13 protein-coding genes and 1 pseudogene are annotated in these 12,765 nt (G+C 66.0%); 7 read left to right on the plus strand and 7 right to left on the minus strand.

Annotated features, from left to right (window positions below):
- Positions 1 to 137 precede the first annotated feature (137 nt).
- From OMP44_RS08870 to OMP44_RS08900, 7 genes are all read right to left on the minus strand, one after another.
- Positions 138 to 1,613 carry an ABC transporter ATP-binding protein gene (locus OMP44_RS08870; protein WP_280307402.1) on the minus strand — a complete coding sequence of 492 codons (1,476 nt, stop codon included), beginning with the start codon at positions 1,611 to 1,613 and terminating at the stop codon, positions 138 to 140.
- Positions 1,610 to 2,431, minus strand: a complete 822-nt coding sequence (locus OMP44_RS08875; RefSeq protein ID WP_280307403.1) for an ABC transporter permease — start codon at positions 2,429 to 2,431, stop codon at positions 1,610 to 1,612. Before OMP44_RS08875 ends, OMP44_RS08870 begins: the two co-directional genes overlap by 4 nt.
- Entirely contained in the window at positions 2,428 to 3,363 is a 936-nt protein-coding gene (locus OMP44_RS08880) for an ABC transporter permease (protein ID WP_133861665.1), read from the minus strand. Before OMP44_RS08880 ends, OMP44_RS08875 begins: the two co-directional genes overlap by 4 nt.
- Positions 3,360 to 4,901: an ABC transporter substrate-binding protein gene (locus OMP44_RS08885; protein WP_280307404.1), complete on the minus strand. Its 1,542-nt coding sequence runs from the start codon at positions 4,899 to 4,901 to the stop codon at positions 3,360 to 3,362. Before OMP44_RS08885 ends, OMP44_RS08880 begins: the two co-directional genes overlap by 4 nt.
- A gap of 316 nt (positions 4,902 to 5,217) precedes the next feature.
- The gene (locus OMP44_RS08890) at positions 5,218 to 5,808 is read right to left on the minus strand and encodes an EF-hand domain-containing protein (protein WP_280307405.1); all 591 of its coding nucleotides are present in this window, start codon (positions 5,806 to 5,808) and stop codon (positions 5,218 to 5,220) included.
- Between the two features lie 101 nt (positions 5,809 to 5,909).
- Positions 5,910 to 6,968 (minus strand): ATP-binding protein, encoded by a 1,059-nt coding sequence (locus OMP44_RS08895; RefSeq protein WP_158895769.1) that lies wholly within the window; start codon positions 6,966 to 6,968, stop codon positions 5,910 to 5,912.
- Between the two features lie 2 nt (positions 6,969 to 6,970).
- On the minus strand, positions 6,971 to 7,711 hold the full coding sequence (locus OMP44_RS08900; protein ID WP_273861528.1) for a response regulator: 741 nt from the start codon (positions 7,709 to 7,711) through the stop codon (positions 6,971 to 6,973).
- A gap of 351 nt (positions 7,712 to 8,062) precedes the next feature.
- Between OMP44_RS08900 and OMP44_RS08905 the strand changes: the two genes are divergently transcribed.
- From OMP44_RS08905 to OMP44_RS08935, 7 genes and pseudogenes are all read left to right on the plus strand, one after another.
- Positions 8,063 to 8,638 (plus strand): sigma-70 family RNA polymerase sigma factor, encoded by a 576-nt coding sequence (locus OMP44_RS08905; RefSeq protein ID WP_280307406.1) that lies wholly within the window; start codon positions 8,063 to 8,065, stop codon positions 8,636 to 8,638.
- A complete protein-coding gene (locus tag OMP44_RS08910; protein WP_280307407.1) occupies positions 8,635 to 9,342 on the plus strand; it encodes an anti-sigma factor in 708 nt (235 codons plus the stop codon). Before OMP44_RS08905 ends, OMP44_RS08910 begins: the two co-directional genes overlap by 4 nt.
- Before the next feature lie 74 nt (positions 9,343 to 9,416).
- A complete protein-coding gene (locus OMP44_RS08915; protein WP_273861525.1) occupies positions 9,417 to 9,980 on the plus strand; it encodes a fasciclin domain-containing protein in 564 nt (187 codons plus the stop codon).
- Between the two features lie 236 nt (positions 9,981 to 10,216).
- Positions 10,217 to 10,717 carry a signal peptidase II gene (locus OMP44_RS08920; protein WP_280307409.1) on the plus strand — a complete coding sequence of 167 codons (501 nt, stop codon included), beginning with the start codon at positions 10,217 to 10,219 and terminating at the stop codon, positions 10,715 to 10,717.
- Between the two features lie 8 nt (positions 10,718 to 10,725).
- Positions 10,726 to 11,032, plus strand: a pseudogene (locus OMP44_RS08925) (phage late control D family protein); the annotation flags it as partial.
- 68 nt (positions 11,033 to 11,100) lie between these two features.
- Positions 11,101 to 11,475: a metalloregulator ArsR/SmtB family transcription factor gene (locus OMP44_RS08930; protein ID WP_280307410.1), complete on the plus strand. Its 375-nt coding sequence runs from the start codon at positions 11,101 to 11,103 to the stop codon at positions 11,473 to 11,475.
- Positions 11,469 to 12,758, plus strand: coding sequence for an arsenic transporter (locus OMP44_RS08935; protein ID WP_280307411.1), 1,290 nt, complete (start codon positions 11,469 to 11,471; stop codon positions 12,756 to 12,758). The genes OMP44_RS08930 and OMP44_RS08935 overlap by 7 nt, the downstream gene beginning before the upstream one ends.
- Positions 12,759 to 12,765 lie beyond the last annotated feature (7 nt).

Consider the following 12,765-nt stretch of genomic DNA (forward strand, 5'->3'; position numbering starts at 1 on the left):
ACCCGACGCTTTTTTCAGCGCGCAGCGAACCTCACTGGACGTTTGTTGCGCCCAGCACGTGACCGCTGCCATCGCATGTCAGACGAGTCGCTTAGCTGGAAGGGTGCTGCCGGTACTGAGGGATACCGGCGAAAATCCTAGTCGTGGGCGGCGAAAACCACCTCCGGCGCCTCAGGCCGGGAGTTCAACTCCGCCTGACTGCGCATCGGCGCCGCCGGATCTGGCAGGTGGATGCGCCGATCGGCGACGGCGCCCACCAGGTCCTCGTCGTGGCTGACCAGGAGGATGGCGGTTCCGGATTCCTCGGCGGTCTCGACCAGCAGCTCGATCATCTCCTTCTGGGTAATGAGGTCCAGCCGCGAGCTGGGCTCGTCAGCGAAGATCAGCGCCGGGTCGAGCAGCAGCACGCGCAGCAGGGAAAAGCGCTGCAACTCACCTCCGGAGATGTTGCCGGGCAGTCGATCCAGCAGGCGCTCGTCGAGGCGCAGGCGCTGCATCAGCCGCCCAATCCGCGCTGTATCCAGCCGATGCAGCCGCACCAGATCCGCCAGCAGTTGGCGAATGGTCACCGAGGGCGCGAAGGCAGCCACCGGATCCTGGTGCAGCTTCTGGAAGGCGAAGCGACCGAGACCCGGCTGGCGGCGGATCGCACCCGCGCTGTGCGCGGCCAGGCCAAGCAGGATGTCGCCGAGGGTCGACTTGCCGCAGCCAGACGGTCCCGTCACGCCGAGAATCTCCCCAGGCCGGACGCCAAAGGACAATCCCTCGAACAGCTGCTTGCCACCGCGCTGGGCGGCAAGGTCCTCCACCGTCACCACGGCTTCGTCGGTAATGGCTCGCGAGGTACGCTTCGGCCACTGGGCGGGATCGGCGGCCAGCAGTTCACGGGTATAGGCATGCTGCGGCTGGCGCAGCACCTGCTCGGCCGTACCGGATTCGATGACCCGTCCCTTGAGCATGATCATCACCTCGCCGCCCAGGCGGCGCGCGACTTCCAGGTCGTGGGTGATGATGAGCAGGCTGCCTCCCTCGGCCAGCATGGCCTTGAGCAGGTCGATGACCTCGTCGATGCGGTCGCGATCCAGCCCTTTGGTCGGCTCGTCGGCGATCAGCACTGGCGAGCCACCGGCATGGGTGGCGGCAAAGGCCAGGCGCTGGGCCATGCCCCCGGACAGCTGGAAGGGATACTTGCGCTCGGCGCCGGCCAGGCCCAGCCGCGCCAGATCCGCGCTGGCCCGGTCGCGGGCTTCGGCACGGGCGAGGCCGACGACCTGGGTGTAGGTCTCGGCGACCTGGGAGCGTGCCTGCATGGTCGGGTCCAGGCTCAGCCAGGGTTCCTGGGGCAGCACCGCCAGCCCCCTGCCCCAGTGCTTACGGCGACCGGCCTCGCGGCCTTCTTCGCTGAAGCCGTCCGCCAGGCCTATCTGCCCGTGGGCCTGCAGCCCCGCCGGCAGGTTGCCGACGACGCCCTGGGCGAACAGGCTCTTGCCCGAGCCGGTCTCGCCGATAATCGACAACACCTGCCCCGGCGCCAGGCGGATTGACAGCGGTTCCACCAATCGGGCCTCGGCGGTGCGGATCTCCAGCGCCGTGGTCGTGAGCAAGGCGGTCATGGCTTGCGCCCTCCGGTGATGAGCAGCAGCGACAGCACGGTTAGAAAGATCGCCAGGATAGGCAGGCCCATGACCAGGGGTGCCTCGGCGTAATAGGGCAGCAACTCGGTGATCATCAGGCCCAGCTCGGCCGTGGGCGGGCGCACGCCGATGCTGACGAAACCCAGGGCGGCGATGGCCATGATGGTCGAGGCGGCGCCAAAGGCGGCGATGGTCAGGAGCAGCGGCGCCATCTGCGGCCAGAGATGGCGGCGGATGATGTAGACGGGGCCGAAGCCCAGCAGCCCGCTGGCGGCCACCGCCGGCGAGGCCAGCACGGTGCGCGCCAGCGCCCGGGTCATGCGGAAATACTCCACCCAGAGCACCAGGGCCACGGCGCTGTAGAGGGCGACGAAGGAGCCGGGAAACACCGCGACGATCAGCAGCACCAGCAGCAACCCCGGCAAGGCCAGGAACAGCTCGGCCAGGCCGCCCAGCAGCTTGTCGACCAGTCCGCCTTTCCAGGCGGCCAGGATGCCCAGCAGCACGCCGGGAATGGCAGCGGTGCAGACGCTGATGAAGGCCAGCCCCAGCGAGAAGCGGATGGCCACCGACAGCCGCGCCAGCATGTCGCGGCCCAGGTGATCGGTACCCAGCGGATAGGCGCTGCTGGGCCCCGCGAGAATCGCCTCATAGTCCTGATGGGCGATATCGCCCGGGCAGAGCAGCGGGGTGAGTACGGCGAAGGCGATCAGTGTCGCCAGCAGGCCCAGGCCGAGCCCGCGCGCGGAAGATTTGCCCGGAGGCGCCGCCGCAGCGAGGGTAGCGTCGAGATTCATGCGTTTCTCCCGCGCGGATCGATCAGGTGGTTGGCGAGATCGACCAGGGTATTGAGGATGACGAACAGCAGCCCCATCGCCAGGGCGGTGCCCTGCACCATGGGCACGTCGCGCTGGACGATGGCGTGGACCAGACCGTGACCGATGCCCGGCCAGGCGAACAGCGTCTCCACCACCACCACGCCCTCGATGAGATACACCAGCTGCACGCCCAGGTAGGTCACCACCGGCACGCCGATGTTGCGCAGGCCATGGCGCAGGAAGACGCTGGCGCCTTTCAGGCCCTTGAGGCGGCCGAAGCGGTAGTAGGCGGACGCGGCGACCTCCACCGTGGCGTCCCGGGCGACCCGCGACGACACCGCGGCGAGCCCCAGGGCCAGGGTCAGCGTGGGCAATACGCTGTGCCAGAAGGTACCGTGACCGGCCGCCGGGAACAGCTGCCAGGAGATGGCGAACAGCAGCACGAAGATCACGCCCAGGACGAATTGCGGCAGCGCGCGGATCGCGGTGGTCAGCACCAGCAGGCCGCGGTCCAGCAGACTCCCCGGACGCAGACCGGCCACCACGCCCAGCGGCGGGCCCAGGAGCAGCGACAGGCAGACGGCACCGATGGCCAGGCGGATGGAGCTGCCCAATTCGTGGGCGACGACGTCCATCACCGGCTTGCCGGAGACCAGCGAATGGCCGAGATCCAGGGTCAGCAGATCGCCGATCCAGGCGAGGAAGCGCCACAGCAGGGGCTGATCCAGATTCAGCTCGGCCCGCACCGCCGCAGCTGCGGCGGTATCCACCAGATCATAGCCGTAACGCCCGGCCGCGATGCGGTAGGCGGCGTCTCCCGGCAGCAGATTCATGAACAGGAAGGTGAGACCGCCGACCAGCAGGGCGACCAGCCCCGCCTGCAGCAGGCGAAAGGCAAGCAAGCGGGTCATGGGGTCCACCGCAGCTTGCTCAGGCCGAAGGTGCGCTCGAAGGGATCGATGGCGGCGCCTTCGACGGCATTGGACACGGCCATCGTCTGGCGATACCAGGCCACCGGAATCACCGGCAGGTCCTTTTGCACCTGGGCCATGGCGGCATGGCGCTGGCGCTGTTGCTCGGCCGGATCGTCGCTGGCCAGCAGCGCGGCCAGAGCCTGGTCGAAGACCGGGTTCTTCCAGCCCAACGGACCCCATTCCGCACCGCCGTGGCCGAAATCATTGAGCAGAGTAACCAGGGGATCCGGGACCAGGGCGAAGTTGCGGCCATAGAGCGCCAGTTGCAGCGAGCCATCGTTGTGCGCGGCCGGGATGGCGCTGGAGTTCTGCACCGCGACCTCCACGTCCACGCCCACTTCGCGCAACTGCGCCTGCAGCGCGGTGGCGATCAGCGGCAGCTCGGGTCTGTCGGAATAGGTCAGCAGCTTGAGCCTGAGCGGCGTGCCGTCCTTTTGCAGGATGCCATCGGATCCCGGTGTCCAGCCCTGCCCGGCCAGCAGCTTGCGCGATGCCGCCGGATCGTAGGCGAGCGGCGCCAGCTCGGGGTCGTGCCAGGCGGGCACATTCCTGGCAAACAGCTGAGTCGCCCCGGTACCCGGCGCGCGTAACACGGCGGCGGCGACGCCTTCGCGCTGGATGGCCAGGCTGAGTGCCTGCCGTACTTCCACCGGCGCGGTGGCGCCGGCACCGGAGTTGGGGGTCAGCAGCACCACTCGCGGGACTGGCTCGATCAGCACCTTGAGACTGCTGGAGCGCTTGAGGCGGGCAATGCTGGGCGGGTCGAGCTGGAACACCAGCTCAGCATCGCCGCTCTCGGCCATCAGGGTGCGGGTCTCACCGCGGCCCGCGGCCAGGTAGGAGGTCCTGGCGATCTCCGGCTGGGCGCCCCAGTAGCCCGCGAAGCGCTTGGCAGCCAGGCGTTGCGGGGGTTCTAGCAGGGTCAGCTGGTACGGCCCCGTGCCGATGATCTGCTGTACCTTGCCTTCGCCGTCGTAGGCGGCCGGCGCCAGGATATTGGTGGAGGAATGCGCCAGCAGCGCCAGCAAGGGCTTGAAGGGTTTCGTCAGGCGGATCACCACCTCGTTGCCCTCGGCAGTGACCGATTCCATGCCCGCCTGCTTGAGCACCCCGGGCTTGCCCCGTGCCGCATTGAGGGCAGCGGCCGCGGCTTCTGCCGTGAGGACGCTGCCGTCATGGAATTTCACCCCCTGGCGAATGGTGAGCCGCCAGGTAAGGCCATCCGCCGATTCGGTCCAGCGCACTGCCAGGCCAGGGAGCGGCTGGCCCTGGGCATCGGCTTCGAGCAGCGTCTCGGTGATCTGCATGCGCTGGAAGACGAAGCCGGAAATCGACGGATCCAGCCCACCGATCTCGAAGGGGCCGACCACGTCGAAGACGCGTTCCTCGGCGCTGGAAAGCGGCGGCACGAAGGCGACCAGGGTCGCCAACGCCGAAGCGGTCAGCGCCGACCGGAGGGTGCGAGATACAGGCATAACAGTCCTTAGCAGAGCGAAAGCGCCGATACCCGCAGCTGACAGCCGAGCATCGGCCAAACCAATGAAGGCGCACGTTATATCATAACGTTTTCGCAACAAGCCAAGCCCTACCGGCGATAGCAACATCTTGAAACAGCTGGAGAATTTTTCGCGGAGCGGCGGCAGGCGATGAGGTCCAGTCCGATTAGCCGTAAGCCAAGGTACTCGCCCCTGAAGGGAGCTGGTGGCTGGTGGCAAGAAGGGAATCGAGTGCAAGGTGATTGCGCAGACCGGACGGCCGCTGGCCGCCCTGCCCTGTGTTGCCGATCTCCGCTCAGGCGGCCACGTTCAGGGTGCTGCCCGTGGCGGTGCTGCTGCCGTTGCTGCCAATGCTCTGGTACTGGCGCAATACCGCCTGGACCAGTTGCGTGTAGGGGCTCGACGACGCCTGAGTGCTGGATTCGGCCTCGCTGTCCCCTTGTCCGCTCGCCCCCTGCGGCGGTGGCGGCGGCATGCGCGGACGCGCTGAACCGCCCGGTCCGGCGACGCTGGAATTGCCGGATTCCTCGGTGCCCCCTTGCCCCTGGGGACCACCGGGCGGCGGTGCGAAGACCGAAGCGAATTCGCTTTCGCCGACGCTGCCATCACCATCCTGGTCGAGCATGCCGAGCAGCTTGTCGACGTCGATAGCCCCGCTTTCGTCGGTATCCGTTTGGGTATCACTCGCCGCGCTGGCGGCGGTGGTGAGTTCGCTCTTGCTGATGGCGCCGTCGCCATCGCTGTCGAGCTTGCCGAACAGCTTCTTCAACGGATTGCCGTCTTCACCCCCGCTGACGCTATTGCCGGACGCTGTCGTAGCTGTGCCTTTGATCGCGCTGGCACTGCTGTAGTAGCTGGAGTAGCCACTGCCTATTCCGCTGATCATGGATGTCTCTCCCGGGAAATGCGGACATCAGTGTTCCGCAGCGCCCAGTATCCGCCGGGTAGATGTCAGCCATTTGGTCACTTTGTATGCCTGGCGATACATCAGGGGCGTGGCAGCACCACCTGGCAGGTCAGGCCGCCGCCGGGCGTTTCCCCGAGGGTCAGCTCGCCGCCCATGTGCGCCGCCGCTTCCCGGGCGATGGCCAGCCCCAGCCCGGTCCCACCAGAGGATCGATTGCGCGAGCCCTCCAGGCGATAGAAGGGTTCGAACACCGCTTCCCGATACTGGGCTGGTATCCCCGGCCCGCGGTCGAGGATGGAGATCAGCAGCCGCTCTGGTTGCTCGCTCAGGCGGATCTCCGCCTGGCCCGCGTAGCGCAGGGCATTCTGCAGCAGATTGCCCAGGCAGGAGCGCAACGCCATGGGCGCCACCTTCAACGGCTGGCAGCTGCCCTCGACAGCGACCTGGGCGCCCTCCTCCGCCGCGTCTTCGGCCATGGCCTCGACCAGCGCCTGCACGTCGCAGAGGATGGGACGCTCCTGGCGGTGCTGTTCGCGGAGATACCTCAGGGTGCCGTCGAGCAACTCGATCATGTCGTCCACGTCCTGGCTGACCCGGGCATGCAGGCGCGGATCGTCGATGTCCTCGATGCGCAGCTTCACCCGCGCCAGGGGCGTGCGCAGGTCATGGGAGATGGCCGTGAGCATGCGCCCGCGCTGCTGGAGCTGTTCGAGCAGATGCTGGTGCATGCGATTGAGCGCCCGCGCGGCCTCCCGGGTCTCCCAGGGGCCGGTGACCGGAATGGGCGAACCGTCGAGGTTATGGCTGAGGTGTTCGGCGGTCTCGGTCAGCTGGCGCAGCGGCCGCGTCAGCAATCGCGCACCAAGCCAGGCGGCGATCACCAGCGAGCCTAGCTGGAAGATCAGCGGGCCGCCGAGGAACCACTCGATGCGCCGCCAGACGCCGGGCTCCCGGTGCGGGAAAGGCCCGGGCGGCGGTGGCCGATCGAAGGCGGCTTCACCCTCCATGGGTGGCGGCGGTGGCGGCGGTCGCTCGCCGAGTCCATGCCGAAACCAGAAAAAGGCCAGCAGATGGCCCAGCAGGATGGCCAGCAGAAAGACCGCGAACAGGCGGGCGAACAGCGTATCCAGGCGGCGCACGGCTAGTGCCCTATCTGCCTGGCATCGAACAGATAGCCCTCGCCGCGCACCGTCTTGATCAACTGCGGCGCGCGGGGATCGTCGCCCAGCTTGCTGCGCAAGCGCGACACCTGCAGATCGATGCTGCGATCGAAGGCCTCGATCGCCCGGCCGCGGGTGGCGTCGAGCAACTGCTCGCGGCTCAGGACCTGGCGCGGCTGCTCGATGAAGACCCACAGCAGCCGCACCTCGGCATTGGACAGGGGTACCATCACCCCGGCCGGCGAGTGCAGCTGATGCAGGATGCCATCGAGCTTCCAGCCATCGAAGCTGACACTGGTCCGCGGCGCCTTGCGCTGGGGCACGCGGCCATCCTGGGTCCGGCGCAGCACCGACTGGATCCGCGCGACCAGTTCCCGGGGCTCGAAGGGCTTGGCCATATAGTCGTCGGCGCCCAGCTCCAGGCCAATGATGCGATCCGCCGGCTCGCACTGGGCGGTCAGCATCAGGATGGGAATGCCGCTGTCGCGCCGCAGTGAACGACAGAGGGAAAGCCCGTCCTCCCCCGGCAGCATCAGATCCAGCACCACCAGATCGAAGGCCTCCTCCGCCAGCGCCCGGCGCATCTCCAGGCCGTCACCCACCCCCCGGGCATTGATGCTGAAACGCGCCAGATAGCCACAGATCAACTCGCGGATCGACGGATCGTCATCCACTAGCAGGATGCGCGAGGTCCAGCGCGGGGATTCGGATGACAGCGACATCGGGGCTACCTGAACAGTCGGACGATCTGGACGTGCATGCTAGCCGCTCAGCCCGCGAGGCAGCTACGGCCTGGCATGTAGCCTTGTGTAAAGGTGGTCAAGGAGCGGATACGGAGAGGGAGCCGGCAGGCCCGCGCGCCCTAAGCCACCCGAGCAAGCATTAGCGCACGAGGGTAATCGCGATTGCGAAGCCGCCCGTTCGATGGTAAATCGGACAGATCGCCCCTCGCTGCTGCGGTCGTCCGAGGCGGTGAAGCCATCAAGCACCGCAATCCCGGGCCTCTTGCTGCTCGGCCCCGATAGGGCTGACGCCCAGCTACCTTTGTTGCGCCTCCTTTCGGAACGCCATCCTTGACGAGCAGATCAGCCGTATCGGCCAGCCCTGAAACGAACCCGGAGCCCGTTGCGCTCAATGTCCTGCTGCAGGCCTGCGGCCAGGGCAATCGCCTGGCCTTCGAAACGCTCTACCGCGTGACCGCGAGCAAACTGTTCGGCGTGTGCCTGCAGTACGTGGGGGATCGCGCGGAGGCGGAAGAGGTCCTGCAGGAGGCCTATACCGCCATCTGGCTCAAGGCCGGCACCTTCGACGCCACACGTTCCAGCGCCCTGACCTGGATGGCGACCCTGGCGCGACACAAGGCCATCGATCGACGCCGCGCCCAGCATCGTCACGAGCCGCTCGACAGCCTGGCCGAGTGGCCGACAACCCAGTCCGTCGCCGAAGACTTCGAAGCCCATCGCCAGCGTCGCCAGATCGAGCTCTGCCTGAAAACCCTGGGCAAGGACCAGCAGACCTATATCCGGGTCGCCTTCTTCGAGGGCTATTCCTATGCCGAACTGGCCGCCCGCCACAGTATCGCGCTCGGCACGATGAAAAGCTGGATCCGGCGTGGCCTCCTGCAACTGCGCGCGTGCCTGGGCCTATGAACGACAAGGAGATCCCCCCTTCCGACCGACAGGCGCTGCTCATCGCGGAATACGCCCTGGGCGTACTGTCCGCCGAAGAACGCCTGGAGGTGGAAGAACTCGTGCGGCGGGAGCCTGCTTACCAGGCGCAACTGGCGGCCTGGCAGCGGCATTTCGCCGAGTGGCTCGATGAGTTTCCGGTCGTCGAACCGCCGGCTCACGTCTGGCACGGTATCCAGCAACGGCTGTTCCCGACGGAGGAACCGGCACCCGAGCCGATTCGCCGCTGGAACAACCCGCGCCTGTGGCGCTGGGCGACCGGGCTGGCGTTGGCCGCTGCCCTCCTGCTGGCGCTGCTCGTGTTGCTGCGCCCGGTCCAGGTCGCGACACCCGCCCTGCTCGCCCGCCTGGAACAGAGCGATGGCAGCCTGGCATTCAGCGTCACCCTGCAGGGGAACGGCCGGCAGCTGCTGTTCGTGCCCACCGGCAAGCCGGATTGGCCAGACAGGAGCGCCGAGGCCTGGATCATCACGACGGATGGCAAACCCCATTCCCTGGGCCTGCTCGACGACGCTACGGCCGTGACCCTGGCCGTACCCGCGGGACTCGCTTCGGCACTGACGCCAGGGGCGGTACTGGCAGTCTCCCTTGAGCCGCGGACCGGCTCGCCGACAGGCGCGCCGACGGGGCCGGTCATCGCCCAGGGAAAAATAATCGCGCTTTGATGCATCCGTTTGCCGGGCTGCTCCGTACATTCATCACCCTCATCCGGAGGGCCGAAAAACTCAGGAGACGCACCATGCACACCTTGCTCAAGCGCATCGCCATCGTAGCCAGTCTCGCGATCCTAGGTGCCACCGCCCCGCTCAGCTTCGCCGCCGATACCGTCATGGTCGGCGGCGCGCCCATGTACCCGTCCAAGACCATCGTCGAGAACGCCGTCAACTCCAAGGACCACACCACGCTGGTGGCGGCCGTCAAGGCGGCGGGTCTGGTCGACACCCTCAATGGCAGCGGCCCCTTCACCGTCTTCGCGCCGACCAACGAAGCCTTCGCCAAGCTGCCGGCCGGCACCGTCGATACCCTGGTCAAGCCCGAGCACAAGGCCGACCTGACCAGGATCCTGACCTACCACGTGGTGCCCGGTACCCACACCGCCAAACAACTGATGGCCGAGGCGAAGATGCATGGCGGCATGACCAAGCTGAAAACCGTCCAGGGCGAAGACCTCACCGTGAAGCTGCATGACGGCAAACTTTGGCTGGTCGACGCCAAGGGCGGCAAGGCCGCCGTCACCATCGCCGACGTGATGCAGTCCAACGGCGTTATCCATGTGGTCGATACCGTGCTGATGCCGAAGTAAGCGGCAGGCGGCGGGCGGACACCGGTCAGGGGTGTCCGCTTTTACTTGGTAGCGATCCGTGGGGCGGTTACCTCTTCCGTGGCGAGCCATACCAGACCGCATTCTGACTGGTCAGCTGCGCGAGACGCGCCCGGATCCTGCGCCCTTGGAGTCTCGGCGAAATTCCCATCTGCGAAGTTAAAAGGCAGCTTTGATGCGATCATGCCGCCGACCAGCGTACATAGATGGAGATTTCGATGAAGCGGAGCACCTGGACCCTCTGGGCTATTGTAGGGGCGGGACTGGCTTTTGTAGCGGTAGACCAACTGATTAAGCTCGCTGCATTGGCTCAACTTGCGGCAATCTCCTATCGGCTTGGCACCTCCAGCCTATGGATGGATGTGGTCCTGAGTCTGAATCCTGGCGCCTTCCTCAGCATCGGTCAGGATCTGCCACAGACAGTGAAATCAGTGATATTCCTTTGCGCACTGGCAGCTGTGGCAGGCGTCAGCTACTGGGCGCTCTCGCATTGGCAGCAGTCCCCAGGTCGCTCGGCGGCGTTGTATCTGATCGCTCTTGGAGGCGGTTCGAACCTCATCGATAGATGCTTTCGCGATGGCCACGTTGTCGACTACCTGGTCCTGAACCTAGGTTCACTCCATACGGGCGTTTTCAACCTCGCAGACGTAGCGATCATGGCAGGTGTAGCCTACCTGGCCCTGTCAGGATTTTCGAAAGAACAAAAGGCGCTAGCCTGATCTGCGAAGACGACGACCAGCACGGTAACTGCAGGGCTGCTCGCGAGAGCCACGACGCCATGCGGGCCTTCTGCCACGACATCTACAGCGCTAAAAAGCAGGAGGCCATTGCCGGCGGTGGCGACAACGTGAAGGACCTGCGCCACACCTTCGCCTACCAACTCGTCCCGGGCCGTCCTGAGCTCATGCCCGAACTCACCTACCCCCTGCAGGGCGTAAAGGCCGAGTATTTGGTACGGAGGAAGCGCGCAGCACAGCTTCATCGCGGACGGCGGCTACACCCTCCGCCTCGAGCTGGAAGCCAAGCTGCCGGAAGCTAGACCGCCAGCTGATACATATGTATTTTCGTATATACGGATTTTCATATATTCAAGGCTCCGGCTATGTCCCCCACCAGCTTCTTCAAATGTCTCGCTGACGATACGCGCGGGCGCATCATGCTCATGCTCTGCGCCGAAGCGGAATTGTGCGTGTGCGAACTCATCCACGCGCTCGATGACAGCCAGCCGAAAGTCTCACGCCACCTTGCGCAGCTACGCGCCTGCGGATTGCTTGAGGATCGGCGCCAAGGACAGTGGATCTACTACCGGCTGCACCCACAACTACCCGCCTGGGCCCGGGAGGTTCTGGAGCTGACGCTCAGGACAAACCTGCCGTGGGTACAGCCTCAGATGGATCGCCTCGCCGCAATGGACAGCCGGCCTACCAGGCAGGCTGCTTGCTGCCCGCCAGGCGCGGTGGAGACCGTGTCATGCTGATTGCTGCATCGATCTTCGTTCTGACCCTGGTACTGGTGATCTGGCAACCGAGAGGGCTTGGCGTGGGCTGGAGCGCAGCGGGCGGTGCGGTACTGGCGCTACTGACGGGCACCGTCAGCCTGGCCGACGTCCCCGTTGTCTGGAACATCGTCTGGAATGCGACGGCTACCTTCATCGCCGTGATCATCATCAGCCTGGTGCTGGATGAAGCGGGCTTTTTCGAGTGGACAGCGCTCCATGTCGCCCGCTGGGGACGCGGCAACTCAGGCAGGCTGTTCGCCTACATGATCCTGCTGGGCGCAGTCGTGTCCGCCCTGTTCGCCAACGACGGCGCAGCCCTCATCCTGACACCCATCGTGATCGCCATGCTGGTAGCGCTGCGCTTCAGTCCGGCCTCGACGCTTGCCTTCGTCATGGCTGCGGGCTTCATCGCCGATACGGCCAGCCTCCCACTGGTGGTGTCCAACTTGGTCAACATCGTCTCCGCTGACTTCTTTCAGATCGGCTTCGGCGAATACGCCTCGATCATGTGGCCGGTCAATATCGTCAGCGTCGCCGCGACGCTATTAATGCTGTGGCTGTTCTACCGCAAGGACATCCCGGCGTCTTACGACCCGCACGCGCTCGAACAGCCGCAGAACGCCATTCGCGATCGCGCTACCTTCCATGCGGGATGGTGGATCCTGGGTTTCCTCCTGGTCGGGCTATTCGCCCTGGAGCCGCTCGGGATTCCGATCAGTGCAGTGGCAGCGGTCTGTGCAGCTGTGCTGCTCATCATCGCCGGCAAGGGATCGGTCATCTCCACACGCCAGGTACTGGCCAATGCCCCCTGGCAGGTCGTGCTCTTCTCGCTGGGCATGTACCTGGTGATCTACGGCCTGCGCAATGCGGGGCTCACCGAAGCCCTTTCCTCCCTGCTCAACACCTTCGCCAGTCATGGCCTGTGGTCGGCCACCCTGGCCACCGGCCTCACCGCTGCGCTGCTCTCCTCGATCATGAACAACATGCCCAGCGTCTTGATCGGCGCCCTGTCCATCCAGGGCAGTGAGGCCAGCGGGGTCGTCCAGCAGGCCATGATCTACGCCAACGTCATCGGCTGCGATCTGGGTCCGAAAATCACGCCGATTGGCAGCCTGGCCACCCTGCTCTGGCTCCACGTCCTGGCCCAGAAAGGCATCCGGATCACCTGGGGCTACTACTTCCGAGTGGGCTGCGTGCTCACCTTTCCCATCCTGATCGCCACCCTCGCCGCCCTGGCCGTGCGCCTCAGCATTCATCCGTAGGAGAAGC

Source organism: Pseudomonas flavocrustae (genome assembly GCF_029872515.1).
GTDB lineage: Bacteria > Pseudomonadota > Gammaproteobacteria > Pseudomonadales > Pseudomonadaceae > Chryseomonas > Chryseomonas aestiva.

Coding starts and splice junctions, on each gene's coding strand:
- OMP44_RS08880 (WP_133861665.1), bottom strand. CDS start 3,363: ATGACCCGCTTGCTTGCCTTTCGCCTGCTGCAGGCGGGGCTGGTCGCC.
- OMP44_RS08920 (WP_280307409.1), top strand. CDS start 10,217: ATGAAGCGGAGCACCTGGACCCTCTGGGCTATTGTAGGGGCGGGACTG.
- OMP44_RS08885 (WP_280307404.1), bottom strand. CDS start 4,901: ATGCCTGTATCTCGCACCCTCCGGTCGGCGCTGACCGCTTCGGCGTTG.
- OMP44_RS08900 (WP_273861528.1), bottom strand. CDS start 7,711: ATGTCGCTGTCATCCGAATCCCCGCGCTGGACCTCGCGCATCCTGCTA.
- OMP44_RS08910 (WP_280307407.1), top strand. CDS start 8,635: ATGAACGACAAGGAGATCCCCCCTTCCGACCGACAGGCGCTGCTCATC.
- OMP44_RS08890 (WP_280307405.1), bottom strand. CDS start 5,808: ATGATCAGCGGAATAGGCAGTGGCTACTCCAGCTACTACAGCAGTGCC.
- OMP44_RS08915 (WP_273861525.1), top strand. CDS start 9,417: ATGCACACCTTGCTCAAGCGCATCGCCATCGTAGCCAGTCTCGCGATC.
- OMP44_RS08870 (WP_280307402.1), bottom strand. CDS start 1,613: ATGACCGCCTTGCTCACGACCACGGCGCTGGAGATCCGCACCGCCGAG.
- OMP44_RS08930 (WP_280307410.1), top strand. CDS start 11,101: ATGTCCCCCACCAGCTTCTTCAAATGTCTCGCTGACGATACGCGCGGG.
- OMP44_RS08875 (WP_280307403.1), bottom strand. CDS start 2,431: ATGAATCTCGACGCTACCCTCGCTGCGGCGGCGCCTCCGGGCAAATCT.
- OMP44_RS08935 (WP_280307411.1), top strand. CDS start 11,469: ATGCTGATTGCTGCATCGATCTTCGTTCTGACCCTGGTACTGGTGATC.